Source organism: Neisseria oralis (genome assembly GCF_045062685.1).
GTDB classification, from domain to species: domain Bacteria; phylum Pseudomonadota; class Gammaproteobacteria; order Burkholderiales; family Neisseriaceae; genus Neisseria; species Neisseria oralis.
Genome location: NZ_JBJGEB010000010.1, coordinates 44,247 through 69,560 on the forward strand (window position 1 = coordinate 44,247; position 25,314 = coordinate 69,560).

A 25,314-nucleotide genomic window follows, 5' to 3' on the forward strand; every position below is an offset into this window, starting at 1 on the left:
AACTTAGACAGCCTTACTTTTTTAATAGCAGGCCGTCTGAAAAACAATTCGACAATAGCGAAGGAGCCCCATGCAACCCAAAACATTAGCCGCAGCCTTCTGCCTGCTGCTTGCAGCCTGTTCAAACATTCAAACAACCGCCAAGGAAACCGAAGCAATGAGCCATACGACACAGCAGAAATCTCCCGAATACACCGCCTCCGAGGTATTGGAAAAGATGCTGGAATTTATCCGTTCTGCCAATACGCCTGAAGACTTTAAAGCAAAACATGTGGAAAAGATTTTCGGAATCAGGATGGAAAATCAGGATAAGAAATATCCCGGTGAATTTTTCTTTGGTACTTCCCCTGTAAAAGGAGCGGCAGATTGGGGATGGAATATCAATAGCTTTGACACTCCAGATAAAAACATGCAGGGAGAAAAAATTATAAAAAATCATGTCAATTTCGGTTTTTTCGACTTCAATGAAAGCAGGGATTTTTCATCTATCTGTCAAACCGATTTGGAGCAGTTTCATCAGAGTTTGGTGAATTTAGGTATGCGTTATGGCTATGAAACGGAATGGGGGGGGGTTCCATATCGTACTTATATGGGAAAAAATATTTTTATTAGGATTTTTTACCGTTATGAAAAGAGTAAAAATTCCAACCATAAATGTATTTCAGGAATCCATGTTACCTATAGGAGGGAGTATTAATGAATACTATTAATCCGAAATTACAAAGGATGATTGACGAATTTGCATCTGCTTATTTGAGCCATATCGGGAATCCTGCTGTGCTTAAGCATAACTTGGAAGCCGCTATCAAAGATTCTCCCGAGTTAACATTGAAGCTGAATCGTGCAGCGGAGCAAGGCTATATTCAAAAATTCGGTATATTGGATACCAAAGAAAATCCCAATGCCGCAGCAGGTTATGTTTCAGGAGAGGGAAATACGCCGCCGACTATGTTGATACGTCCTGAAATATTGGTAGAAAAAGAAGATAAGATTAGCCTGATGTTCCAGCTTGCCCATGAAACCCAGCACAGTTTCTACCATCACGAACAAGGCGGTTTGCAGACCGAGCAGCAAGTCCGGCGCGGTATTGCGCAGCTTGCTGCAAGCACTCTGTCAGTCAAAGACTATACGCCGCCTTTGCGGAGGCAACTGGATTCCGATCGAAACGATGAGGCATTGGCCATGTTGGCAGGCTGGAATGCGGTGGCAAGCCATGTGCGTCAGAATAATCCTAAAGCGGGATTTTCTGAAATTTCCAAAGCGATGGGCGAACAAGAAGGCTATGCAGCCTATTTCGGCAAACCTGCAAGAGATGAGAAAAGCGTTATTCCTGACAAAAATCTCGAATTTAATCCCGATATGTCGCTTTCCCTGAATTCCGACAAAAACCGCGAAGTGCTTGCCCAAAGCTATTTCGACAGAAATCCACAAATCGACTACCGCAACAACAATGCCCGTACCTATATCGGCTTTATCGTGCAGCAGCATTACAACCATGATGCTTCGTCCAAGCTCGTTATCGATATGAAGGGGCTGGGATTGGAAGAGCAGATTATCGAAAGCGGCAAAGGCTTGGATTTGGGGCGGTTTAACCATGCGCCTTATTATGAACCGTCTAATTTGAATAAGCCTCTGTATTTTGATGAAATCGGCACACAAACAAAACAGAATATGCGGCAAATGCACATCAGTGAAGATGCCCAACCTTCCCGTGCCGCTGCCCTCATCGCCAAATACCAAGCCGCAACAGCAGCGTTAGACGCAGGTGACAGTAGTGCGGCAAAAAGCATCATGGGTGAAAATCCCGTTATACAGAAAATCATGGAAAGATTCGATGCCGAACTGGAACGACGCCAGTCGCTGCGGGAGTTTGAAAACAGCCGCTACACGTTAGAAAATATGCCCGAACGTGCGCGGGATTTACATGCCCAGATTACCGACAAGCTGACTGCATACGTTAAAGAAAACAATCTGCCCTATACCAAAGAGGGGCTGCAAAACAGCATTACCGCCCTAACCGCCGAAGCATTCGATCAGAAAATGACCCAAGTCGACCATATCGGTATTCATAACGACAAGCTGGCAGTACATCAGGATGGGCGGTTTATCCACGATTTCGCCGAAGTAGATGCTTTTCAATCCCGACTGACGCCCGAACGGGACAGCTTTCAGAATATCGTTCAAGCAGAGCAGAAACATGAACAGGAAGCACAGCAACGGGAAACGGAAAGGCAGATGGAGCAGTCACGCGGCATGGGGATGAGCCGTTAAGGCCGTCTGAAAGCACGGTGTCGGATCAAGTCAATTGGTTTTTATAGGGAGTAGGCATGAATATTGAGAAAAATCCGGAACAGCTTGATACGCTGCTCGAAGCAGCCATGATGCTGTTGGAAAAACAAAAAGAAAAGAACGAAGAATATGCGGGACAGACGAGAAGGGAGTTTATCTCCCTGCTTGCAGGTATGAAACAAGAATTAACTGAATTTTCGAGAGAAAATATCAAAACTGAATTGGATTCCGTATTAAAAGGGTATGTGAGCGATATGGAGGAAGTTCGTCAGAAAATGATTGAACAATCCAAGGAGTTTAACAGTTATCTTTATTATGTTAATAAGAAGAACAAACAGTTGGTATTCAGAAGTTGGTTGGCTGTGTCGGTCAGTTTGGTTCTATTGCTGACGGGCGGCATTTGGATGGGTTACTATTATTCTCAGATTATTAGTCAAAATAAGGCGGAAGCAGAAGTCACGCAGCTTATTGGACAATCCGACATAGTCCGTTGCGGCGACAATCTATGCGTAAAAACCGGTAAAGTACAAAAAGATGGTTATCGGGCCGTTTTAAAACGGTGAGACTGTTCGGAGTCTTATTCGATAGAATAATTAAAAAATTTTGTGAAAACCTTATGAACGAAAAACTCCCTCCCGACGCACTGATCGAAGCTGCGCTTTTGACCCAAACCGAACCCTTAAACGAAAAATCCATACGCGAATTGTGTGTGCCGCCGCTGTCGCAGGACAAATTAATCGACGTGCTAGCGCAGTTGAAAACGCGTTGGCAGGGCAGGGCGTTGCAACTGGTGCATACGCACGAGGGCTGGCGGTTTCAGATTGCGCAGGCGGCCTTCGAGCGGCTGGGCAGCCTTCAGGAACAGCGTGCGCCGCGCTATTCCCGCGCCGTGATGGAAACGCTGGCGATTATCGCCTACCAGCAGCCGGTTACGCGCGGCGACATTGAGGGCATACGCGGTGTGGCGGTGTCGCAGAATGTGATGCAGACCTTGCAGGACAGGGGTTGGATTGAAGTGATCGGACACCGCGATTCGGTCGGCCGGCCTGCGTTGTGGGCGACGACGGCAACGTTTTTGAGCGATTTGCGGTTGGACAGTTTGGAAGAGCTGCCGCCGTTAACGGAGCTGGGTGAGTTGGTGTTGCCTGATTTGGTTGAAACGCCGCCGACGGATACGGATGAGGAAGAAAACGATATGCTGAGGCCGTCTGAAAACGGGGAGTTGCTGTTGAACTGAGCGGCTGTCGCTAGTCGGATGGGAAAGGCCGTCTGAAAACAGGTCTGGAGGAATCTTCAATTTCCTTCCAACCTGTTTTCAGACGGCCTTCGGTTTCTCCGGCGGTAAAACGGTTGTTTTACCATGCTGCTTTATAGACTTGCTTTTTTAGTGAAAAACCTGCAAAGGGCAGGGGGAACCGGCGGTGCCGTCAACCGGTGTGCTGCATAGGCCGACGGCGGTAGCGGTACTTTTTACCATTGTAGGATTGGGTTAATCGGGATTAGTTCCAATCTGCGGCTCATGCCCAAAAATCGTGCGGCGCGTCCAAGACGGGCTTGACGATGCCGGTGCGGATGGCGAAATCGCCGAAGCCTTCGTTATCGAGGCGGTTTTGCGCCCAGTTGCCGACCCAGCCGTCGACGATTTCGAGGATTTCGGGTTCGGTAATGTTTTCTTTAAAGAGGCGCGGGATGCGGGTACCCTCGCGGTTGCCGCCTGCGTAGAGGTTGTAGCGGCCGACGGCTTTGCCGACCAAGCCGATTTCAGCGAGCATGGCGCGGCCGCAGCCGTTGGGGCAGCCGGTGACGCGCAGGACAATGTATTCGTCTTCCAAACCGTATTTGGCGAACATTTCGTCGATTTTGTCGGAGAACGACGGCAGGAAGCGTTCGGCTTCCGCCATCGCCAGCGGACAGGTCGGCAGGGCGACGCACGCCATCGAGTTTTCGCGCTGGATGGTGATGGATTTGCTGATTAAGCCGTGTTCTTTGGCGATTTTGTCTATGGTGTCTTTCAGCTCGGGCGGGACGTTGGCGACGACGAGGTTTTGATTGGCGGTCAGGCGGAAGTCGCCGGGGTGGATTTTGGCGATTTCGCGCACGCCGGTTTTCAACGGCCTGCCGGGGTAGTCGAGCAGGCGGCCGTTTTCGATAAACAGGGTCAGGTGCCAGTTGCCTTCAAGTCCTTTAACCCAGCCGATGTGGTCGCCGCGATGGGTGAAGGCGTAGGGGCGGATGGGTTGGAACTTGATGCCCATGCGCTTTTCGACTTCTTCTTTGAATACTTCGACGCCGACGCGCTGGAGGGTATAGCGGGTGCGCGCGGCTTTGCGGTCACTGCGGTTGCCCCAGTCGCGCTGGGTGCTGACGACGGCTTCGGCGGCGTTGAGGGTGTATTCGAGGGGGACGAAACCGAATTCGTAAGAGGTGTTGGGATAGGTTTTAGTGTTACCGTGTTCGCTTGACAGCCCGCCGCCGACAAGGACGTTGAAGCCGACAAGTCTGCCGTTTTCTTCGATGGCGACAAAGCCTAAATCGTTGGAATGGATGTCCACATCGTTGTCGGGCGGGATGACGACGGCGGTTTTGAATTTGCGCGGCAGATAGGTTTTGCCCAAAATCGGTTCGACATCGTCGGCGATTTCTTTGTTGCGCGGTTCGGTCGGTTCGGTGGTGAACACTTTTTCGCCGTCCAGCCAGACATCGGCATATGCCATAGTGCGCGGCAGGAGGTGCATACTGATGCGTTTCGCCCATTCGTAGGCTTCTTGGTGCAGCGGGCTTTGAACGGGATTGCTGGTGCAGAGAACGTTGCGGTTGACGTCGCTGGCGGTGGCGATGGAATCGAGGCCGAGTTTGTGTAGGGACTGGTGCGCCAGTTTCAAATCGGTTTTTAAAATGCCGTGGTATTGGAAGGTTTGGCGGTTGGTCAGGCGGATAGAGCCGTAAATGGTGTGGTCGCCGGCAAATTCGTCTATGCCCAGCCACTGCGCCGGTGTGATGATGCCGCCGGGCAGACGGCAGCGCAACATCATGTTTTTTAAGGGTTCGAGTTTTTGGTCGGTACGCTCGGCGCGGATGTCACGGTTGTCCTGCTCGTACATGCCGTGGAAACGGATGAGCTGGAAATTGTCAGCGGTAAAGCCGCCGGTAAAGTCGTCGGTCAAATCGTCTTTGATGGTACCGTGCAGATAGTCGCTGCGGTCTTTCAGGGCCTCGTTGCCGGAAAGCGGGGTGTCGGGCAGCTTGGCGCGCGGGTCGGCGGTGGTCGTCATAGGGTGCTCCTGAGTTTATTTTTATTGCGTGCCTCCGATGTCGTGCGGGGCGCGGCCATAGGAAACTTGCAGTTTTTCCTATATTTCTGATGACGCTACTTTACTGAGGCCGTCTGAAAAAGGGAAAGAATGGTTTGTTGTATTTAAAGATGATTTCGTTATATTGAGCGGCCGGAATCGGTTTAAGGAAGGATGTTTGAGATATGTCAAGCTTATAACGCCTGTTGATACTATACTGTTTACCAGAAGCAGGAGCCTTTTATATCGGTAGATTTAACCGATATAAAATATTATCAATGTAGCATAAAAACCGGAGTGTGATTATGAAAATACATCTGTTCCTCTCTTTGCTGATGGCGGCGTCGGCCGCGACAGTATCCGCGGCAAATCCTCAACCTAATTGGTCTTACACAGGAGCAAACGATTCGGCCCACTGGGGCGGATTGAGCAAGGATTTTGCAGTCTGCAAAACGGGAAAACAGCAGTCCCCCGTGGATTTCTCCTCTGTAAAAGCGGTAAAAGGCAAGCAGGTTGTGTACCGCTACGACACATCCGATTATAAAGTGGAAAATAACGGCCATACCCTTCAAGCAACACCGCAGGGTAAAACGCAGACTGTTATGATTAACGGCAAGCCTTATGTATTCAAGCAGTTCCATTTCCATATCCCGAGCGAACATACGTTTAAAGGCAAGCATTTGCCGATGGAGGCGCATTTTGTCCATCAGGCTGAAGACGGGACTTTGGCCGTAGTTGCCACGGTGTTCAAACCGGGAAAAAACAACCCTGCCTTGACTACGTTGGTGGCGAAAAAATTGAAAACGGGCGAATCCGTGCAGTTGAAAGGCTTGGATATTCAAACTTTGCTGCCCGAAGACACCAAATCTTTCCATCTGAAAGGCTCGTTGACCACGCCGCCTTGCAGCGAAAACGTTACTTGGGTGGTGTTTGAAACGCCGGTTCAGGCGGGAGAGGCACAGATTAAGGCGATGCGGGCAATTATCGGCAGCGCCAACAACCGCCCTGTGCAGCCTTTGAACGGCCGCGAAGTGAACGAGATTCAGTAGTCCGCCATAAAAACTTAAAGGCCGTCTGAAAACGGTAGACGCAGCTGTAGGTCGGGAATAAAATACCTGACCTACGGACTAAAAAAGCACCTCACAACTGAGGTGCTTTTTATTTTCAGACGGCCTTTGACCGAATGTCAGACTTTTTTATTGTTCAACGCGGCTTTAACAAACGCGGTAAACAAAGGATGGCCTTTGCGCGGGTTGGAGGTGAACTCTGGGTGGAACTGGCAGGCGAAGAACCAAGGATGGTACGGCAGTTCGATGGTTTCAACCAAACGTTCGCGTCCGGCAGATACGCCGCCGATGACCAAGCCTGCCTGTTCCAGCGCGGGAACGTAGTTGTTGTTGACTTCGTAGCGGTGGCGGTGGCGCTCGCGGATGTGTTCGCTGCCGTAGATTTTGGCTGCGAGGCTGCCTGCTTTCAATTCAACCTCTTGCGCACCCAAACGCATGGTGCCGCCCAAATCGGCGGATTCGTCGCGGGTTTCGACGCTGCCGTCGGCGGTTTGCCATTCGTCAATCAGGGCAACGACGGGCGCGGCGCATTTGAGGTCGAACTCGGTGGAGTTTGCGCCTTTCAAGCCTGCCACGTCGCGGGCGTATTCGATCAGCGCAATCTGCATACCGAGGCAGATGCCCAAGTATGGCACGTTGTTTTCACGGGCGTAACGCACGGCGGCGATTTTGCCTTCCACGCCACGCGAACCGAAACCGCCGGGAACAAGGATGGCGTCCATGTCTTTGAGCATGGAAACGTCGCCGTTGTTTTTCTCGATGTTTTCGCTGTCAACGAAGGTGATTTGCACATCGGTTTCGGTGTGGATACCCGCGTGTTTCAAGGCCTCGATCAGCGATTTGTAGGATTCGGTCAAATCGACGTATTTGCCGACCATGGCGATTTTGACGGTGTGTTTCGGATTTTTGATGGCATGGACGATTTTTTTCCACGCGGTCAAATCCGCCTGTTGCACGTTAAGCTGCAACTGCTCGGTAATGATGTTGTCGATGCCTTGGTCGTGCAACATTTCGGGACATTCGTAGATGCTGTCCACGTCGTAGCTGCCCACAATCGCGCGCTCTTCCACGTTGCAGAACAAGGCGATTTTGCGGCGTTCATCCGCGGGCATGGTTCTGTCCATGCGGCAAATCAGGATGTCGGGCTGCAAACCGATGCTCAACATTTCTTTAACGGTATGCTGAGTCGGCTTGGTTTTGATTTCGCCGGCGGCGGCAATGTAGGGAACGTAGCTCAAGTGGGCGAACAAGGTGTTGTTGCGTCCCAACTGGCTGCGCATCTGACGGATGGCTTCCAAAAACGGCAGTGATTCGATATCGCCGACCGTACCGCCGATTTCGACGATGGCCACATCGTAACCCGCCGCGCCTTCGTGGATGCGGCGTTTGATTTCGTCGGTAATGTGCGGGATGACTTGAACCGTACCGCCGAGGTAGTCGCCGCGGCGTTCTTTGGCGATAACGTTTTCGTACACCTGCCCCGTGCTGAAGCTGTTGCGGCGGGTCATGGTGGCGTTGATGAAACGTTCGTAGTGTCCCAAGTCGAGGTCAGTTTCCGCGCCGTCGTCGGTCACGAACACTTCGCCGTGCTGAAACGGGCTCATCGTACCGGGGTCGACGTTGATATAAGGGTCGAGCTTGAGCATGGTCACGTTCAAACCGCGCGATTCTAGGATGGTGGCAATAGAAGCGGCGGCGATACCTTTTCCGAGTGAAGATACGACGCCGCCGGTTACGAAAATAAATTTAGTCATGATGCAGTACCCATGTTGGAATACGGGATTTTACCTTGAAGCAGTAGGGCTGGCAATGAGGCCGACGGACGCTATTGAGGCCGTCTGAAAACCGGATTTTCAGACGGCCTCTTGCCGTAGGACGGAATCGGATTATTTGCCCAGCGCCTGTTCGCGCAGTTCGCGGCGCAGGATTTTGCCGACGTTGGATTTGGGCAGTTCGTCGCGGAACTCGATGTCTTTGGGCACTTTGTAGCCGGTCAGTTCGGTGCGGCAGAAGGCGATGAGTTCTTCCTTGGTCAGCGACGGGTCTTTTTTTACCACGAACACTTTTAACGCTTCGCCTGTTTTTTCGTTGGGCACGCCGATGCAGGCAACTTCCATGACTTTGTCGTTGTGGGCGATGACTTCTTCGATTTCGTTCGGGTAAACGTTGAAGCCGGAAACGACAATCAGGTCTTTTTTGCGGTCGACCAGCTTGAACCAGCCTTTTTCGTCCATGACGGCGATGTCGCCGGTTTCCAAAAAGCCGCGCGCGTCAATGGCTTTGGCGGTTTCTTCGGGACGGTTCCAATAACCCTGCATGATCTGCGGGCCTTTGACCCATAGTTCACCAGGCTGTCCTTGCGCCACAGTGCTGCCGTCGGCATCGCGCAGTTCGATTTCGGTCGAGGGTATCGGCAGGCCGATGCCGCCGCTGTATGTTTCAATATTCAGCGGGTTGCAGCACACCCCCGGACTGGCTTCGGTCAGGCCGTAGGCTTCGACGATGGGGGTGCCGGTAATGTCTTTCCATTTTTCGGCGACGGCTTTCTGCGTTGCCATGCCGCCGCCGAGCGTCAGCCGCAGGTCGGAGAAATCGACGGTGGCGAAATCGGGCTGGTTGACCATGCCGTTAAACAAGGTGTTGACGCCGACAAAGACGCTGATACGCTCTTTTTTGAGTTCTCCGATGAAACCTTTCATGTCGCGCGGGTTGGTAATCAGGATGATTTTGGAACCGGCGTTGGTAAAAATCATCAGGTTCACCGTCAGGGCGAAGATGTGGTAGAACGGCAGCGCGGCGATGACGGTTTCTTTTCCTTCGCGCAGTTGGTTCCTAATCCATTCTTTCGCTTGAAGCATATTGGCGCAGATGTTGCCGTGGCTGAGTACGGCGCCCTTGGCAACGCCGGTCGTGCCGCCGGTGTATTGCAGGAAGGCGGTGTCTTCGCGGGTGATGTCTACCTTGGTAAAAGGCAGCGCCGCTCCCTGTTTCATGGCCGTCTGAAACGGAACGGCATTCGGGATGCGGTATTCGGGTACGGCTTTTTTGATTTTCCGCAGCACGAAATTCATCAGCGTGCCTTTGATGGTGCCGAACATGTCGCCGACGCTGGCGACGATGACGTGTTTGATTTGCGTGCGCGGCAGCACCAATTCCAGCGTGTTGGCAAAATTTTCCAAAACGACGATGGTGGTTGCGCCGCTGTCTTTAAGCTGGTGTTCCAGTTCACGCGGGGTATAGAGCGGGTTGGTATTGACGACGACCATGCCTGCCTGCAAGGTGCCGAACAGGGCGACCGGATATTGCAGCAGGTTGGGCATCATGATGGCGACGCGCTCGCCGCGCGGTAGTTTCAGTACGTTTTGCAGGTAGGAGGCGAAGTCGGTAATCAGCTTGGCGGTTTCGGCATAGGTCAGCGTTTTGCCCATATTGCAAAAGGCGGGTTTGCCGCCGAATTTTTGCGCGCTTTGGTTGAATACGTCGGTGATGGATTTGTAGCTAGTGATGTCGATTTCGGCGTTGACGCCTTGTTCGTAGCTGTTCAGCCAGAGTTTTTCCATAATGGGGCTTTCTTTGGTTTTCGTTGCAGGCCGTCTGGAAGGGTTTTCAGACGGCCTCGTGGTAACAGGTGAATCTGCGGAAACGGCCGGTACCGGCCAGGCCGTCTGAAAAAGGGTCAGCCGTTAACAATCAGCGGTTTGTCGGTGGCCATAATCACGCCGCCGCCCAAGCAGACATCACCGTCGTAGAGGACGGCGGATTGACCCGGCGTTACCGCCCATTGCGGTTCGTCAAAGACAAGTTCGGCGGTGTCGTCGTCAAGATAGCGCAGTCCGCAGGGCGCGTCGGCCATACGGTAGCGGGTTTTGCAGGTGTAGCGTCCTTCTTTCGGGCGTTCGGGTAGTGTGAAGCTCAAATCGTTCATGACGAGGCTGCGGGTGTAGAGCAGCGGGTGGTCGTGGCCTTGTACGACGATGAGTTCGTTTTTCGCCAAGTTTTTACCCGCGACGAACCAAGGCTCGCCAGCGCCGCCTATTCCTAGGCCTTTGCGCTGTCCGAGCGTGTAGAACATCAGTCCGACGTGTTCGCCGACGGTTTTTCCTTCGGGCGTCACCATTTTGCCGTTGTTGGTCGGCAGGTATTTTTGCAAGAACTCGCGGAACGGGCGTTCGCCGATGAAGCAGATGCCGGTACTGTCTTTTTTGGCGGCAGTCGGCAAATTGAATTCGGCGGCAAGGCGGCGGACTTCGGGTTTTTCCAAACCGCCCAGCGGGAAAATCGCGCGTTCGAGCTGGAAGGGTTGGAGGCGGTAGAGGAAATAGCTTTGGTCTTTGTTTCGGTCGAGGCCTTTGAGCAGGTAGTGCACGCCGTTTCGGACTTCTTTGCGTGCATAGTGGCCGGTGGCGATGGTGTCCGCGCCTTGCTCTAGGGCGTAGTCCAAAAAGCATTTAAACTTGATTTCGGCGTTGCACAATACGTCGGGATTCGGCGTCCTGCCCGCGCCGTATTCTTTGAGGAAATAGGCGAATACTTTGTCTTTGTATTGTGCGGCGAAATTGACGATGTCGATGTCGATGCTGAGGATGTCGGCCACGGCGATGGCGTCGAAAGAGTCTTGTTTGATGCTGCAATATTCATCGTTGTCGTCGTCTTCCCAGTTTTGCATGAATACGCCGTGCACTCGGTGTCCCTGCTGTTTGAGCAGGGCGGCCGTTACGGAGGAGTCGACGCCGCCGGAGAGTCCGACGATGATGTTTTGCGGTGTGTTTTCAATATTCATGCGTGGAGATGTGGGGTGAAAACGGATTTAAACGCTGATTTTAACATAAATTTAAATATACTGAGGCCGTCTGAAAACCGACAGACGGGTTTCAGACGGCCTCGAAAGACCGGAATCCGGGAGGGATTTTCACATCAGGCGGGATTTAGTGTGCGTGCGCACCGCCGCCGTGGTTGTGGTTGTGTGCGTCGTCGGCCGCTTTGGGCACGTTTTTAACCGGTACGTCGACGGTAATGGGTTTGGCTTTTTTGAATTTCAGCGTAACCGGTACGGTTTCGCCTTCTTTCAGAGGCTGTTTCAGGCCCATGAACATGACGTGGTAGCTGCCCGGTTTCAACTCGGTAACGGCTTTTTTCGGCAGAGGGATGCCGCCTTTGACTTCGCGCATACGCATCACGCCGTTGTCGTTGACATGGGTGTGGACTTCTACGCGCTCCGCTACGGGACTGTTGCCGCCGACCAGAAAATCTTGGGCGTTGGTGTCATTGTTGATTTTCATGAACGCGCCGCTCATTTTCATGCCTTCGACGGAAGCGCGCGCCCAAGGTTCTTCGACTTGGATGCCTGCCGCCATAGCGGTTTGGTACAGACCTGCCAAAACCAGTGTTGCCAGTAGTTTCTTCATGTTTTTTCCTTTGCAAGGGTTGGGGAAGATAGTGGTCATATTATACGTTAAGGCCGTCTGAATATTTGACTTAAATTAAATTTTTACAGATTAATAACTAGATATAAATAACTAATATAATAATTTTACATAGCTAAAAATATTTAGATGTAGGTGTGCCACAGTGCGGACAGCCAAGTTACCGCCAACAAAACCAAAGCCGCAAGCTGCGCTGCCGAACCTGCGTCTTTGGCACGTTTGGCCAGTTCGTGCTTTTCGGTGGATGTATGGTCGACGGCAGCTTCGACGGCGGTGTTGAACAATTCGGTAATCAGCGAAATGAAGGATGCGGTAATCAGCAGCAGCCTGACGGAAAAATCAAAGTCGAAGATGCAGGCGAGTATAACCAACGTCAGGTTGAGCCAGCATACTTGGCGGAACGCGCTCTCATGCCGGTAGGCGGCCTTGAGTCCGTCTTTGGAATAGCCGTAGGCATTGATGATGCGTTTGATGCCGGTTTTGCCTTTTTTCTCGGATGCGTAGGATTCGTTGCGCATGGGTTTGTCTTTGTTTTAGGTTTTCAGACGGCCTGATCGTTGGGTTACATCAATACGATGTCGTATTGTTCCTGCGTGTAGGCGGTTTCGACTGCCAGCGAAATCGGTTTGCCGATAAAGTCTATCAGCATCGCCAGCGATTGTGATTCTTCGTCGAGGAAAAGGTCGATGACGTTGGGCGCGGCCAAGATGCGGAAGGACTGGGCATCGTAGCGGCGGGCCTCGCGGACGACTTCGCGCTGGATTTCGTAGCAGATGGTCTGCGGCGTTTTCAGACGACCCCTGCCTTGGCAGGACGGGCAGGGTTCGCAGAGGATTTGGCTGAGGTTTTCGCGCGAACGTTTGCGGGTCAGCTCGACCAAACCCAAGCTGGTGAAGCCGTTGAGGGTAACGCGGGTGCGGTCGAAGGCGAGGGCTTTGGCAAGCTCTTGCAATACGGCTTCGCGGTGCGCTTCCTGCGCCATGTCGATGAAGTCGATGATGATGATGCCGCCAAGATTGCGCAGCCTTAATTCGCGGGCGATGGTGTGGCAGGCTTCGAGGTTGGTACGGAAAATGGTTTCGTCGAAGTTGCGCGCGCCGACGAAGCCGCCGGTGTTCACGTCTATCGTGGTCATGGCTTCGGTGGACTCGATAATCAGGTAGCTGCCGAAGTTGAGGTTGACGCGCGGTTGCAGGGCGCGGCTGATTTCCTGCTCGACGTTGTGGGTTTCAAACAGCGGGCGTTCGCCTTTAAACAACTCTATCCTGCCCAATGCGCCATGGACGTATTGCTCGGCGAAGCGGGTCATGCGGCGGTGGTTTTCGGTTGAATCGACTAGGATTTTTTGCGTGTCGAGACTGAACATATCGCGCAACACGCGCAGGCTCAAAGGCAAATCCTGATACAGCAGGGTTTCCGGCGGTTGGATTTTTGCTTGTTCTTGAATGTGTTCCCACACTTTGGTCAGGTAGTGGATGTCGGACAAAAGCTGCTCGTCGGTGGCGTTTTCGGCGTTGGTGCGGATGATATAGCCGTGGCACGCGTCTTCGGGCAATAGATTAGTCAGGCGTTCGCGCAGGCTGTTGCGTTCGGCATCGTCTTCGATGCGTTGGGAAATGCCGATGTGGTCTTCCTGTGGAAGGTGGACGAGGAAACGCCCCGCTAACGAAATTTGAGTGGAAAGGCGCGCGCCTTTGGTGTTAATCGGGTCTTTGATGACCTGCACCAAAACCGACTGCCCTTCAAACAACATATGCTCGATGCGCTGGGTTTCTTCGGGGTTGCGGCGTTGTTCGAGGACATCGACGATGTGCAGAAACGCCGCGCGTTCCAAACCGATGTCGATGAACGCGCTCTGTATGCCGGGCAACACGCGGCGCACCACGCCCAGATAAATATTGCCGACCAGACTATGGCCGCTGTTGCGCTCTATATGCAGCTCGCAGATATTGTTTTCTTCCAACACTGCCACGCGCGTTTCCTGCGGCGTAATGTTGACGAGCACGGTTTCGGGCGGACGGACGGCGTCCTTCGGGATGGGGATTCCTGAAAGCATGATGGTTCCTGATTTTTGAATACAAAAAAACTTTTGCAATCAATCTTTTCGGGAAACCGATTGCAAAAGCGCTTTTGCTGCCGATATTGCGCCAATCATACTGGAAAAGCCGTATTTACGCCATCGTCAGGAACAATCTGCCGATAAGGCCGTCTGAAAGAAAGGTTTGTCCGATACTCCGGCAGGCGGCCTTGTAAAATCCCGCGTGTGCCCATATAGTGCGGAGAATGAAAACAGAGAAGTACCCATGCAACCCGTAACCATGTATACAGGCCCGTCCTGCCCCTATTGCACGATGGCCAAAAAGCTGCTTGCCTCATTGGGCGTAAGCGAAATAAATGAAATCCGCGTCGATCGGAATCCCGAAGATTTTGCACAAATGCAACGCCGTACCGGCCAGCGCAGCATCCCGCAGATTTTCATCGGCGACACCCACGTCGGCGGCTTCACCGATTTGTACAGCCTGCATCAGCAAGGCAGGCTGGAAGCGTTGTTAAACCCGTAACCCTTAATATAGGAAAACAAAATGAGCGAAGAACTGCAACCCGTATTCAGCATCGAACGTCTGTATGTCAAAGATTTGTCGCTGGAAGTCCCCCACGCGCCGCAAATCTTTTTGGAACAGGGCGAGCCGGAAGTCGATATGCGCGTATCGACCGCCAGCGAAAAGCTGGAAGACGGCTACTATTCCGTTGACGTAACCGTTACCGTAACCGCCAAGCTGGGTGCCGAGCGTACTATGTTCCTGAACGAAGTAACCCAAAGCGGTATCTTCCATCTGGAAAACATCCCCGAAGACGACATCAAGCTGCTTTTGGGCGTGGCCTGCCCGAACATCCTGTTCCCTTACGCGCGCGAAGCCATTTCCACCAGCGTAACCCGCGCCGGCTTCCCGCCGGTACTGCTGGCTCCGATTAACTTCGAAGCCATGTACCAGCAACAGCAGGAAGGCAATGCCTAAACGGTCCGTATGGTTCGAGAGGCCGTCTGAAAAAGTTTCAGACGGCCTTTTCATATAAAATAAGGGCTGCAAACAGGACAAAGCCATGATGACGCCCGAAACCCAGAAACAGCTCAAAATCACCGACGTTTCCGCCAAGAAGCTCGACAAACTCAACCTCCACACCGCATGGGATTTGGTTTTGCATCTGCCGCTGCGTTACGAGGACGAGACGCACATCATGCCGATTAAGGATGCGCCGATCGGCGTGCCGTGTCAGGTTGAGGGCGAAGTCATTCATCAGGAAGTGACTTTTAAGCCGCGCAAGCAGCTGATTGTCCAAATCGCCGACGATTCCGGCAGCGTCCTTTTTCTGCGCTTCATCCACTTTTACGCCAGCAACCAGAAACAGATGGCGGTCGGCAAACGCATCCGCGCCGTGGGAGAAATCAAACACGGGTTTCACGGCGACGAGATGATTCATCCCAAAATCCGTGATGCCGAGAGCAGCGGTTTGGCGGAAAGCCTCACGCCCGTCTATCCGACCGTAAACGGTTTGAACCAGCCTACTTTGCGCCGCATCATTCAGACGGCGTTGGACGTTACGCCGCTGCACGACACGCTGCCCGATGCCTTATTGGGTCGTCTGAAACTGCCGCACCTCGCCGAAAGCCTGCGCCTTTTGCACTCGCCGCCGCCGAGTTTCACCATCCACCAGCTTTCCGACGGCGCGCTGCCCGCATGGCAGCGGCTCAAATTCGACGAACTTTTGGCGCAACAGCTTTCCATGCGCTTGGCGCGGCAGAAGCGCGTCAGCGGCACGGCGGCGGCATTGGGCGGAGACGGTACGTTGACCCAAGCACTGCGCCACGCCCTGCCGTTTGCCCTGACCGATGCACAAGAAAGGGTCGTGTCCGAAATCCGCCGCGACATGGCGCAAACCCACCCCATGCACCGCCTGCTGCAAGGCGATGTCGGCAGCGGCAAAACCATCGTCGCCGCCTTGTCCGCGCTGACCGCCATCGAATCCGGCGCGCAGGCGGTCGTGATGGCGCCGACCGAAATCCTTGCTGAACAGCATTTCATCAAGTTCAAACAATGGCTCGAACCTTTAGGACTCGAAGTCGTCTGGCTCTCTGGCAGCCAGCGCAAAAAAGCCAAAGACGAAGCCAAAGCCAAACTCGCTGACGGTACCGTCAAAATCGCCGTCGGCACGCACGCCCTGTTTTCAGACGACGTCGAGTTCCAAAATCTGGGCTTGGTGATTGTGGACGAACAACACCGCTTCGGTGTCGCCCAACGCCTCGCCCTCAAAAACAAAGGGCGCGACGTCCACCAGCTGATGATGTCCGCCACGCCCATCCCGCGCACGCTCGCCATGAGTTTTTTCGCCGACTTGGACGTGTCCGTCATCGACGAATTGCCGCCCGGGCGCACCCCGATTAAAACCCGCCTCGTCAACAACGTCCGCCGCGCCGAAGTCGAAGGTTTCGTCCTCAACATCTGCCGCAAAGGGCAGCAGGCATACTGGGTCTGCCCGCTGATTGAAGAAAGCGAAACCCTGCAACTGCAAACCGCCACCGAAACCCTCGAGCAGCTTCAGGCAGCCTTGCCCGAACTCAACATCGGCTTGGTACACGGGCGAATGAAGGCCGCCGAAAAAGCCGAAGTCATGGCGGAGTTTGCCGCAGGCCGTCTGAACGTCTTGGTCGCCACCACCGTCATCGAAGTCGGCGTAGATGTGCCCAACGCCGCCCTGATGGTGATCGAACACGCCGAGCGCATGGGCTTGGCGCAGCTGCACCAATTACGCGGTCGGGTAGGGCGCGGCGCGGCAGAAAGCGTGTGTGTCCTCCTGTTTGCCGAACCCTTGAGCGAACTCGCCAAAGCGCGGCTGAAAGTCATCTACGAACACACCGACGGCTTCGAAATCGCCCGCCAAGACCTCAACATCCGCGGCCCCGGCGAATTTCTCGGTGCGCGCCAAAGCGGCGTCCCCATGCTGCGTTTCGCCAACCTCGAAGAAGACCTGCACCTCTTGGAACAAGCGCGCGAAATCGCCCCGATGCTGATTGAACAAAATCCCGAAATCGTCGAAGCACATCTGGCAAGGTGGCTTGCCAGCAGGGAAGGGTATTTGGGCGTGTGAGGTCGTCTGAAAATAGTAAATTGAAATGAAAATCCGCAAGCGCCGCATTCCCGCGCGGCGGGAGTCGAAGGAACCAGAAAACCGGCCGGTATCGGCAGGGTTGTTTATTGAGGCCGTCTGAAAGGAAAAATCATGAATCCGGAAAATACTTTGTGTCTTGTCGTTGATGTTCAGGAACGTCTGTTGCCCGTTTTGCACGGGGCGGACGAAATGGTCGGGCACTGCCGCGTCCTGTTGCAGGGAATGCGGGCTTTGGGTGTGCCGTTGCTGGCGACGGAGCAGTATCCCAAGGGTTTGGGCAAGACCGTGCCTGCGGTGCAGTTGTTACTGGACGGTGCGCCGGTATTTGAAAAGACCCGTTTTTCCGCCTGCCTGCCGCAGGTTGGCGAAATCCTGAAGCAGAAACGGATTGCGAATGTGGTGTTGGCCGGCGCGGAGACGCATATCTGTATGCTGCAAACGGTATTGGATTTGCGCGCGGCGGGGCTGGAAGTGTATGTGCCGTTCGACTGTACGGCCTCGCGCCATCCCGACAATAAGGAAAACGGTTTGCAGCAGATGCGTGATGCGGGCGCGGTGGTGTCCAATACCGAAAGCCTGCTGTTTATGCTGCTGGGCGATGCGGGGCATCCTGCGTTTAAAGCCGTGTCCAAGCTGATTCGGTAACGGCGGCGGGCAAAGATTTCGGGCTTTTTTATCCGCATTGAAATTTCAGACGGCCTCTCAGGCGTGAAGCATATCGGAGAGGCCGTCTGAAAAATAAATTAAAGCCGCAATGGTGATGCGGCCGGCCGCATTTTAGCGGGCCGCCCAGCTTTGGACGGCGTCGGCAAACATGGCGGCGACGTCGAAATCTTTTTGCTTCATGATTTCTTGGAAGCCGGTCGGACTGGTAACGTTGACTTCGGTCAGGTTGCTGCCGATGACGTCCAGACCCGCGAGCAGGATGCCGCGGCGCTTGAGTTCGGGGGCGAGGGTTTCGGCGATTTCGCGGTCATGTTCGCTCAATTCCTGCGCCACGCCGCGCCCGCCTGCCGCAAGGTTGCCGCGCGTTTCGCCGTTTTGCGGAATACGCGCCAAAGCATAGGGGACGACTTCGCCGCCGATAATCAGGATGCGTTTGTCGCCGTGGACGATTTCGGGGATGTAGCGTTGCGCCATGATGGTGCAGGAATCAAGCTGCATCAGGGTTTCGAGGATGCTGCCGATGTTGGGGTCTTTTTCGGTCAGGCGGAAGATGCCCATGCCGCCCATGCCGTCCAGCGGTTTGATGATGATGTCGCCGTGTTCCGCCAAAAATGCGCGGACATCCGCCGAGCGGGTGGTAACGAGGGTTGGCGCGGTAAAACGGCTGAAATTCAGGATGGTCAGTTTTTCGTTGAAATCGCGCATGGCCTGTCCGCTGTTGAAGACTTTGGCACCTTGTTCCGCCGCCAGCGTCAGCAGTTGGGTGGCGTAGAGGTACTGCATGTCAAACGGCGGGTCGGTGCGCATGATGACGGCGTCGAAGTCTTTTAAGGCCGTCTGAATTTTGTCTGCGGCGGCGAACCATTCGTGGTCGCGGTCGTGTTTGGCACCGATAAATTCAAACGGCGCGGCCTGCGCCGTAACCAGCCCCTGCCGCACCGACAATTCGCCGCTCAGGGCGTGCGAAAGCCGCCAGCCGCGCTTGGCCATTTCGCGCATCATGGCGTAGGTGGTGTCTTTGTAGGTTTTGAAGGTGGACAGGGGATCGGCGATAAACAGGATTTTCATGTCTTTTTCCTTGTGTGCAAACGCTGCAATCATACCCTTTATCGAGGCTGTCTGAAAACGTTTTAAAAGTTTGTGCGGGAGTTCCGTCTCGGATGGTTGCTATACAAGTGGTATTTATATGAGATAAACGGTATAATTCAATATCATTAATAATGAATCGGAGAACGTAAATGATGAAAAAACTGTGCCTGCTTATTGCATCGGTTGGTATGGCCGCACCGGTATTCGCTAATGATTACGGTAACTACACGAAAGAAGAATTGCGGAAATTGTGCGAATTTCAAAAGCAGAGCATACAAAGAAAATATAACGGTACGCCCGCTTGTGATGAATTAAGGCGCCGTGGTGGTTGATACTTTATCCGGTATTGCGCTTATAAATTAAGAGGCCGTCTGAAAACGTTTTCAGACGGCCTTTTGTCTGCGGTTTCAGCCTGCGGCCAGTTGGAGCAGTTCGGCCGCGTGGCTGCGGGTGGTGTCGGTAATGGTTTCGCCGCCGAGCATACGGGCGATTTCTTCGATGCGGCCTGCGCGGTCAAGCACGCTGATTCGGCTGACGGTCTGGCTGCCGTCGCTGTGTTTGTGTACCTGCCAGTGGTTTTCGCCGCACGCGGCGACCTGCGGCAGGTGGGTAACGGCCAGTACCTGATGCTGCCCGCCCAGTGCCCGTAGCGCTTTGCCGACGGTTTCGGCCACGCCGCCGCCGATGCCGGTGTCGACTTCGTCGAATATCAGCGTCGGAACGCGGGTGTGGTGGCTGGTTACGACTTGCAGGGCGAGGCTGATGCGGGCCAGTTCGCCGCCGGATGCGACTTTGTTGAGCGGGCGCAGCGGGCTGCCGCGGTTGGCGGAAACCTGATACTGCACTTGCTCCAAACCGTGTGCGGTCGGGGGCGAGGGCAGCAGCTCGATATGGAACTGCGCGCCTTTCATGGCCAGATGCTGCATATGGCCGGTGGTTTCGTCGCCCAACCGTGCGGCGGCCTCGCGGCGTATGGCGGAGAGTGTTTGTGCGGCTTCGTCGTACTCGGCTTCGCTGCGGGCGAGGGCGGCTTCGAGGGCGGCGATGTCGCCGGCGGCGTGGAGGTTTTGCAGGTTGAGGCCGATTTCTTCCAGTTTGGCGGGCAAATTCTGCGGTTCGACGCGGTATTTTCGTGCCGCGCCCATCAGTTCGCCCATGCGCTGTTCCTGTTTGGCCAGTTCGTCGGGGTCGATGTCGGTCCGCGAGGCGACATCGCGCATGTTGGCGCTGATTTCGCCGAGTTCGGCTTCGATGCTGGCGAGCATGTTGAGGCTTTCGGCAAAGCGCGGTTCGATGGCTTGCAGGCTGCCGAGGAGTTTTTGGCAGCGGTATATCTGCCGCTGTATGCCGTTGTCGCCGTCTATGGTTTCGCCGGTTTCTGCGGCGGCTTGCAGCAGTTCGGCGGCATGGGCGAGGCTGTCGTGGCTTTGGTTGAGGGTTTCCCATTCGCCCTGCTTGAGGCTGAGTTGGTTGAGTTCGTTGAACTGCCATTCCAGCCGTTCGCGCTCGATGGCGGTGTTTTCGGCCTGATTCCGCGCTTTGTGCAGGGCTTTTTTGGCGTTTTCCCGATTTTGGTAGCGTTGTCTGACGGTTTCCGCCTGTTCCAGACTGCCGGCGAAGGCGTCGAGCAGGCGGCGTTGGGCGGATTCTTGATTGAGGGAGTGGTGCGCGTTCTGGCCGTGGATGTCGATAAGTTGTTCGCCTACGGTCTTGAGCTGGGAGAGTGTGGCGGCCTGATTGTTGATGTAGCTGCGGCTTTTGCCTTTGACGTCGATAATGCGGCGGATGCTGAGTTCCTCCGAACCTTCGTCCAGCAGCCCTTGCGCGCGCAGCTCTTCCTGCAGGCCGGTCAGGCCGGAAAGGTCGAACAGGGCGGAGAGGCGGGCTTCTTTCGCGCCGCTGCGGATTTGGCTGTAATCGGCTTTGTCGCCCAAGAGCAGGCCGAGTGCGTCGAGCGTGATGGATTTGCCTGCGCCGGTTTCGCCGGTGAGTACGGTAAAGCCGTTTTGAAAATCCAAATCAAGGGTTTCGACGATTACGAAGTCGCGTAACGACAGGGCCAGCAGCATAAAGGGTTCCTCGGTATACAGGCCGTCTGAAACCGGCCTTTTCAGATGCTTCGGATTATAACTAAGATTTTTCGTAGTTTGAATAAGTTTTTCTATATTAAAATTTAGTTTTTCTTTATTTATTTTTTATCTTGCTGAATATAAACATCTTATTTTTAAACAGAGGCCGTCTGAAAATTTCAGACGGCCTTTGTCGATGTAATGAATCTGGACACGAGGGAAAACGGCTGATTACCTACCGCCGCTTGAACAGACCGCCCGCCAGTCCCATAATTTCTTTCGGAGCGGTATCGGCCATGACCGCCCTGCCCGACGCACCCACGCCTTTGCCGAAGAAGGCTGCCGACATGATGGGAGCGTTCCCCCTGTTTGTTATGTGTTCCGTCTTTTCAGACGGCCTGTGTCCGAGTTTGCAGAGAGAGCAGAGCAAATGAAAATTTTAATCGCACCGGATTCATATAAAGAGAGCTTGTCTGCCCTTCAGGTTGCCAACCATATCGAGAAAGGATTTAGGGAGGTCTTCCCCGACGCCGAATATGTCAAAGTGCCGGTTGCCGACGGCGGCGAAGGTACGGTGGACACGATGGTGGAGGCGACGGGAGGCCGTAAAATCGAGTGTGAGGTCATCGGTGCCTTGGGGCTGCCGCAACGCGCCTTCTGGGGAATTTCGGGCGACGGGGAAATCGCCTTTATCGAAATCGCTTCTGCCAGCGGTTTGGAGCAAGTGCCGCCGGAACAGCGCAATCCCCTGATTACCACGACTTACGGCGTGGGCGAACTGATTTTGGCGGCGCTGGACGAAGGCGTGCGCCATTTCATCATCGGGCTGGGCGGCAGCGCCACCAACGACGGCGGCGCGGGAATGTTGCAGGCGCTGGGCGTCGGGCTGAAAGATGCCGACGGCAGGGAACTAGCTTACGGCGGCGCGGCTTTGGCGCAACTGGCCGAAATTGATGTCGGCGGGTTGGACGGACGGTTGAAGGAATGCCGTTTCGACGTGGCCTGCGACGTCAGCAACCCGCTGGTGGGCAGGCAGGGCGCTTCCCGTATTTTCGGCCCGCAAAAAGGGGCGACGCCGGAAATGGTCGAAGCGCTGGACCAAGCCCTGAGCCGTTACGCCGAGGTGATTGAGCAAAAGCTGGATGTCGAAGTCAAAGACCTGCCGGGCGCGGGTGCGGCCGGCGGATTGGGTGCGGCGTTTTCAGGCGTATTGGGAGGCCGTCTGAAAAGCGGCATCGGCATCATCACCGAGTTTCTGCGTCTGGAAGAAAGCATGAAGGGCGCGGCCTTGGTGATTACCGGAGAAGGCCGTATCGACAGCCAGAGCATCAACGGCAAGGTGCCCGTCGGGGTGGCGGCACTGGCCAAAAAACACAACATTCCGGTCATCGGAATCGCCGGAAGTCTGGGGAAGGATGTCGAAGTGGTCAACGGCTACGGCATCGACGCCGTATTCAGTATCCTGAACAAATGCTGCACTTTTCCGGAAGCTGCGGCGGAAACGGCGGAAAATCTGGAGTTGACCGCGCGCAATATTGCGAAACTGCTCAAAATGAGCCTGTAACGGCCCGAATACGCCCCATCTTGTTCCGTATTTTTCCAAAGAGCCGTTTGGCCGGTTAACGGCCGGCAGCCGCCATGCCGTCCATGACCGAAAACAAGATTTCCGAGCTGGCCAAGTTGGACTTGAACCGCACCGATAAATATGGTTGGTTTAGCGGCTGGAACAAAGCCTGAGGCCGTCTGAAAAATGATTTTCAGACGGCCTCAGGCTGTTTGGTTAAGTCGGGTTTAAGTTGTCAACCGCAACCGCCGCATTTGCCGCAACCGCTGCTGCAATCGTGTTTTTTCGGTTTGAACAAGAATTTCCGCAAGAGGAAAAACAAACAGGCAAGCATGATGATGCCGACGATAATATATTGAGTCATCACAGTATCCTCGAAGTAATTTGGTAAACCGCAAATGCGGCAAGGTAAGCCATTACGAACAGGTAGCCGGTAATGAGGAAGGTATCTTTGGCTGATTTGGTTTCGCGTTTAATCACTGCCAAAGTTGCGGCGCACATGGGGGCGTACACATACCAAGCCAGGAAGGCGAAGGCGGTCGGCAGGCCCCAGTTGTTGTGTACAATCGGAATCAACGCATTTTGTACGGCGTCTTCAGACGATGCGCTGACGGCATAAACCGTACCCAGCGCGGCAACGACGACTTCGCGTGCGGCGATGCCCGGAATCATGGCGATACACATTTCCCAAGTGAAGCCCAGCGGGGCGAACAGCGGCTGGATGGCGTGGCCGATGGTGCCGGCGAGGCTGTAATCGATTGCCGCGCCTGTCGCGCCTGCGGGCGGTTGCGGCCAGCTTACCAAGCCCCATAGGATCACGGTCAGCGCGAAAATAATCGTACCGGCTCGTTTCAGGAAGGCTTTGACCCTGTCCCACAGGCTGGTCATGATGTGTTTGAAGTTGGGCGTGCGGAAGGTCGGCAGCTCCATCAAGAGCGGGAATTGTTGCACGTTGCCTTTCATCCGCGCCAAGCGTTTCATAATGTACGCCGCCAAAGCAGCCGACAGGATGCCTGCGATGTAGAGGACGAACAGCGTCAGCCCTTGCAGGTTGAAAATCCCGCCCACCGTGCGGTTGGGAATGACGGCGGCGATAATCAGCGCGTACACGGGCAGCCGCGCGGAGCAGGTCAGCAGCGGGGCGACGGCGATGGTAACGAGGCGTTCGCGCGGGTCGTGGATGGTGCGCGCCGACATCACGGCGGGAACGGCGCAGGCGAAACTCGACAGGAGCGGGATGAACGAGCGTCCGGACAGGCCGCTTTTCGCCATCACGTTATCCAGCAGGAATGCCGCGCGCGGCAGGTAGCCGGAATCTTCCAAAAGCAGGATGAAGGCAAACAGGATCGTAATCTGCGGCAGGAACACCAACACGCTGCCGGTACCGGCAATCACGCCGTTGACGAGCAAGTCGTTGAGGATGCCCGGCGCCATATTCGCGCCGACCCATTCGCCCAGCGCGGTAAAGCCGCCTTCGATGGCGTCCATAATCGGCGCCGCCCAAGTGTAAACCGCTTGAAACACCATAAACAGGATGACCAGCAGCAGAATCATACCCAGCACAGGATGCAGCACGATGTCGTCCAGTTTCTTATGCCATGCCGGCAGCGTCATTTCCGTGCGGACGACCTGTGCCAAAATCGATTCGACTTCTTGATAAAGTTTGTCGCTCTCCAGCGCATCGAGCGTGCGTTCGGCAGAGGCGGGGCTGGCAGGGAAAGAGCGTTTGCGCGGCAGTTTGGCCACCGCCTCGCGCACCGCGTGTATGCCCGACGCGCTTACCGCCACCGTTTCCAAAACGGGTACGCCCAGCAGTTCGCTCAGTTTGGCCGCATCGATATTCAAGCCCCTTTTGCGGGCAACGTCGCTCATGTTCAGCGACACCACCATAGGCAGTCCCAGCGTTTTCAGTTCCAGAATCATGCGCAGGGTCATACGCAGGTTGGTCGCGTCGGCAACGGCAATGATGGCGTCGGGCGGAATGCCCAGTTTGCCCACTGCCACATCTTTTGCCACCGCTTCGTCGGGGCTGGTCGTGCGTAGGCTGTATGTGCCCGGCAGGTCGATAATGCGGACGGCAGCATCGTCGAGGAAGGCGCCCTCGCGCTTATCGACCGTTACGCCCGGATAATTGGCAACCTTGGCATGGGCGCCGGTCAAACCGTTGAACAGAACGGTTTTGCCGCAGTTTGGCGCACCGATCAAGGCAAAATAGCTTAGTTCCATGAATTGAATTCTCCTTTTTTGTTTGTGTGATGGAGTTGGGGAAGGGCGTTGAAACTACGCTTCCAGACTGCCTAAGGCCGTCTGAAAAGGATAGAGCGGTCAGATTCAATCCGCCTTTGCCACATTTTCAGAGTGCGAAGCCTGCCTGTGGGTACGGCGTAAGTCAGCCGTTAATCACATGGCACATAATTTTTCCCGCCTCTTCCTGCCGCAACGAAAATTGCGACTGGTTGCCCAACCGCACGGCAAACGGGCCGCGTCCGAATCCGCCGACGGCAATCACCTGCAGCGGCATTCCGCCGGAAAAGCCCAAATCGGCAAGGCGGCGCGTAACCAGCGGGTCGAGTTCGCCGAAAGTCGGATTGGGGACGATGGAATCGATGTGCGCGACCGCGCCTTTACTGAGTTTTGACAATGGTATGGCAGACATAGGGTGTTTTACTTTCGTTGTCGATTGAAAAAGAG

General features: G+C 54.5%; 23 protein-coding genes. 11 read left to right on the forward strand and 12 right to left on the reverse strand.

Translation table 11 applies throughout. The features are described 5' to 3' along the window. The first annotated feature begins 70 nt into the window (after window positions 1-70). The 4 genes from ACI43T_RS09735 to scpB are packed head-to-tail and all read left to right on the forward strand — an operon-like array spanning window position 71 to window position 3,526. A complete protein-coding gene (locus ACI43T_RS09735) occupies window positions 71-697 on the forward strand; it encodes a hypothetical protein (RefSeq protein ID WP_293277778.1) in 627 nt (208 codons plus the stop codon). Beyond that, window positions 697-2,271, forward strand: coding sequence for a hypothetical protein (locus ACI43T_RS09740; protein ID WP_405386761.1), 1,575 nt, complete (start codon window positions 697-699; stop codon window positions 2,269-2,271). The genes ACI43T_RS09735 and ACI43T_RS09740 overlap by 1 nt, the downstream gene beginning before the upstream one ends. A 56-nt stretch (window positions 2,272-2,327) precedes the next feature. Next, window positions 2,328-2,852: a hypothetical protein gene (locus tag ACI43T_RS09745; protein WP_405386764.1), complete on the forward strand. Its 525-nt coding sequence runs from the start codon at window positions 2,328-2,330 to the stop codon at window positions 2,850-2,852. Between the two features lie 53 nt (window positions 2,853-2,905). Then, complete coding sequence (scpB, locus tag ACI43T_RS09750; RefSeq protein WP_405386766.1) at window positions 2,906-3,526, forward strand: SMC-Scp complex subunit ScpB; 621 nt, start codon at window positions 2,906-2,908, stop codon at window positions 3,524-3,526. Window positions 3,527-3,806: 280 nt separating this feature from the next. Here the strand turns inward: scpB and cysI are convergent, their stop codons facing one another. Further along, window positions 3,807-5,561 (reverse strand): assimilatory sulfite reductase (NADPH) hemoprotein subunit, encoded by a 1,755-nt coding sequence (gene cysI, locus ACI43T_RS09755; protein WP_039850515.1) that lies wholly within the window; start codon window positions 5,559-5,561, stop codon window positions 3,807-3,809. A 323-nt stretch (window positions 5,562-5,884) separates the two neighbouring features. Here cysI and ACI43T_RS09760 point away from each other — a divergent pair, with 323 nt between their 5' ends. Then, a complete protein-coding gene (locus tag ACI43T_RS09760; RefSeq protein ID WP_405386769.1) occupies window positions 5,885-6,628 on the forward strand; it encodes a carbonic anhydrase in 744 nt (247 codons plus the stop codon). 137 nt (window positions 6,629-6,765) lie between these two features. Here the strand turns inward: ACI43T_RS09760 and ACI43T_RS09765 are convergent, their stop codons facing one another. The 6 genes from ACI43T_RS09765 to ACI43T_RS09790 form a co-directional block, all read right to left on the reverse strand. After that, window positions 6,766-8,400 (reverse strand): CTP synthase, encoded by a 1,635-nt coding sequence (locus ACI43T_RS09765; protein WP_405386771.1) that lies wholly within the window; start codon window positions 8,398-8,400, stop codon window positions 6,766-6,768. Between the two features lie 132 nt (window positions 8,401-8,532). Continuing rightward, entirely contained in the window at window positions 8,533-10,206 is a 1,674-nt protein-coding gene (locus ACI43T_RS09770; RefSeq protein WP_405386773.1) for an AMP-binding protein, read from the reverse strand. 116 nt (window positions 10,207-10,322) lie between these two features. Next, window positions 10,323-11,426 (reverse strand): tRNA 2-thiouridine(34) synthase MnmA, encoded by a 1,104-nt coding sequence (mnmA, locus tag ACI43T_RS09775; protein WP_405386775.1) that lies wholly within the window; start codon window positions 11,424-11,426, stop codon window positions 10,323-10,325. Window positions 11,427-11,571: 145 nt separating this feature from the next. Next, window positions 11,572-12,051, reverse strand: a complete 480-nt coding sequence (locus ACI43T_RS09780; RefSeq protein WP_009173706.1) for a copper chaperone PCu(A)C — start codon at window positions 12,049-12,051, stop codon at window positions 11,572-11,574. A gap of 143 nt (window positions 12,052-12,194) precedes the next feature. Continuing rightward, window positions 12,195-12,587, reverse strand: coding sequence for a diacylglycerol kinase (locus ACI43T_RS09785; protein WP_009173705.1), 393 nt, complete (start codon window positions 12,585-12,587; stop codon window positions 12,195-12,197). A 44-nt stretch (window positions 12,588-12,631) separates the two neighbouring features. After that, window positions 12,632-14,125 (reverse strand): Rne/Rng family ribonuclease, encoded by a 1,494-nt coding sequence (locus ACI43T_RS09790; RefSeq protein ID WP_405386778.1) that lies wholly within the window; start codon window positions 14,123-14,125, stop codon window positions 12,632-12,634. Window positions 14,126-14,372: 247 nt separating this feature from the next. On the opposite strand from ACI43T_RS09790, the gene grxC reads away from it, so the two are divergent. The 4 genes from grxC to ACI43T_RS09810 all read left to right on the forward strand — a co-directional run bounded on the left by grxC (window position 14,373) and on the right by ACI43T_RS09810 (window position 17,880). Next, window positions 14,373-14,630 (forward strand): glutaredoxin 3, encoded by a 258-nt coding sequence (gene grxC / locus ACI43T_RS09795; RefSeq protein ID WP_009173703.1) that lies wholly within the window; start codon window positions 14,373-14,375, stop codon window positions 14,628-14,630. Between the two features lie 21 nt (window positions 14,631-14,651). Next, the gene (secB, locus tag ACI43T_RS09800; RefSeq protein ID WP_009173702.1) at window positions 14,652-15,086 is read left to right on the forward strand and encodes a protein-export chaperone SecB; all 435 of its coding nucleotides are present in this window, start codon (window positions 14,652-14,654) and stop codon (window positions 15,084-15,086) included. Between the two features lie 85 nt (window positions 15,087-15,171). Then, the gene (recG, locus tag ACI43T_RS09805; RefSeq protein WP_405386780.1) at window positions 15,172-17,214 is read left to right on the forward strand and encodes an ATP-dependent DNA helicase RecG; all 2,043 of its coding nucleotides are present in this window, start codon (window positions 15,172-15,174) and stop codon (window positions 17,212-17,214) included. A gap of 132 nt (window positions 17,215-17,346) precedes the next feature. After that, window positions 17,347-17,880, forward strand: coding sequence for an isochorismatase family protein (locus tag ACI43T_RS09810; RefSeq protein ID WP_405386783.1), 534 nt, complete (start codon window positions 17,347-17,349; stop codon window positions 17,878-17,880). Between the two features lie 132 nt (window positions 17,881-18,012). Here the strand turns inward: ACI43T_RS09810 and gshB are convergent, their stop codons facing one another. After that, window positions 18,013-18,969: a glutathione synthase gene (gshB, locus tag ACI43T_RS09815; protein ID WP_405386785.1), complete on the reverse strand. Its 957-nt coding sequence runs from the start codon at window positions 18,967-18,969 to the stop codon at window positions 18,013-18,015. 170 nt (window positions 18,970-19,139) lie between these two features. Here gshB and ACI43T_RS09820 point away from each other — a divergent pair, with 170 nt between their 5' ends. Beyond that, window positions 19,140-19,322 carry a hypothetical protein gene (locus ACI43T_RS09820; protein WP_009173698.1) on the forward strand — a complete coding sequence of 61 codons (183 nt, stop codon included), beginning with the start codon at window positions 19,140-19,142 and terminating at the stop codon, window positions 19,320-19,322. 75 nt (window positions 19,323-19,397) lie between these two features. Here the strand turns inward: ACI43T_RS09820 and recN are convergent, their stop codons facing one another. Next, window positions 19,398-21,059, reverse strand: a complete 1,662-nt coding sequence (recN, locus tag ACI43T_RS09825) for a DNA repair protein RecN (protein WP_405386787.1) — start codon at window positions 21,057-21,059, stop codon at window positions 19,398-19,400. A gap of 430 nt (window positions 21,060-21,489) precedes the next feature. On the opposite strand from recN, the gene ACI43T_RS09830 reads away from it, so the two are divergent. Further along, a complete protein-coding gene (locus tag ACI43T_RS09830) occupies window positions 21,490-22,623 on the forward strand; it encodes a glycerate kinase (protein ID WP_405386789.1) in 1,134 nt (377 codons plus the stop codon). Between the two features lie 235 nt (window positions 22,624-22,858). On the opposite strand, the gene ACI43T_RS09835 is transcribed toward ACI43T_RS09830, so the two are convergent. The 3 genes from ACI43T_RS09835 to ACI43T_RS09845 form a co-directional block, all read right to left on the reverse strand. After that, window positions 22,859-22,987 carry a FeoB-associated Cys-rich membrane protein gene (locus tag ACI43T_RS09835; RefSeq protein ID WP_083299283.1) on the reverse strand — a complete coding sequence of 43 codons (129 nt, stop codon included), beginning with the start codon at window positions 22,985-22,987 and terminating at the stop codon, window positions 22,859-22,861. Next, on the reverse strand, window positions 22,987-24,849 hold the full coding sequence (gene feoB, locus ACI43T_RS09840) for a ferrous iron transporter B (protein WP_405386792.1): 1,863 nt from the start codon (window positions 24,847-24,849) through the stop codon (window positions 22,987-22,989). Before feoB ends, ACI43T_RS09835 begins: the two co-directional genes overlap by 1 nt. Before the next feature lie 163 nt (window positions 24,850-25,012). Then, on the reverse strand, window positions 25,013-25,279 hold the full coding sequence (locus ACI43T_RS09845; protein ID WP_297955992.1) for a FeoA family protein: 267 nt from the start codon (window positions 25,277-25,279) through the stop codon (window positions 25,013-25,015). Window positions 25,280-25,314: the final 35 nt, after the last annotated feature.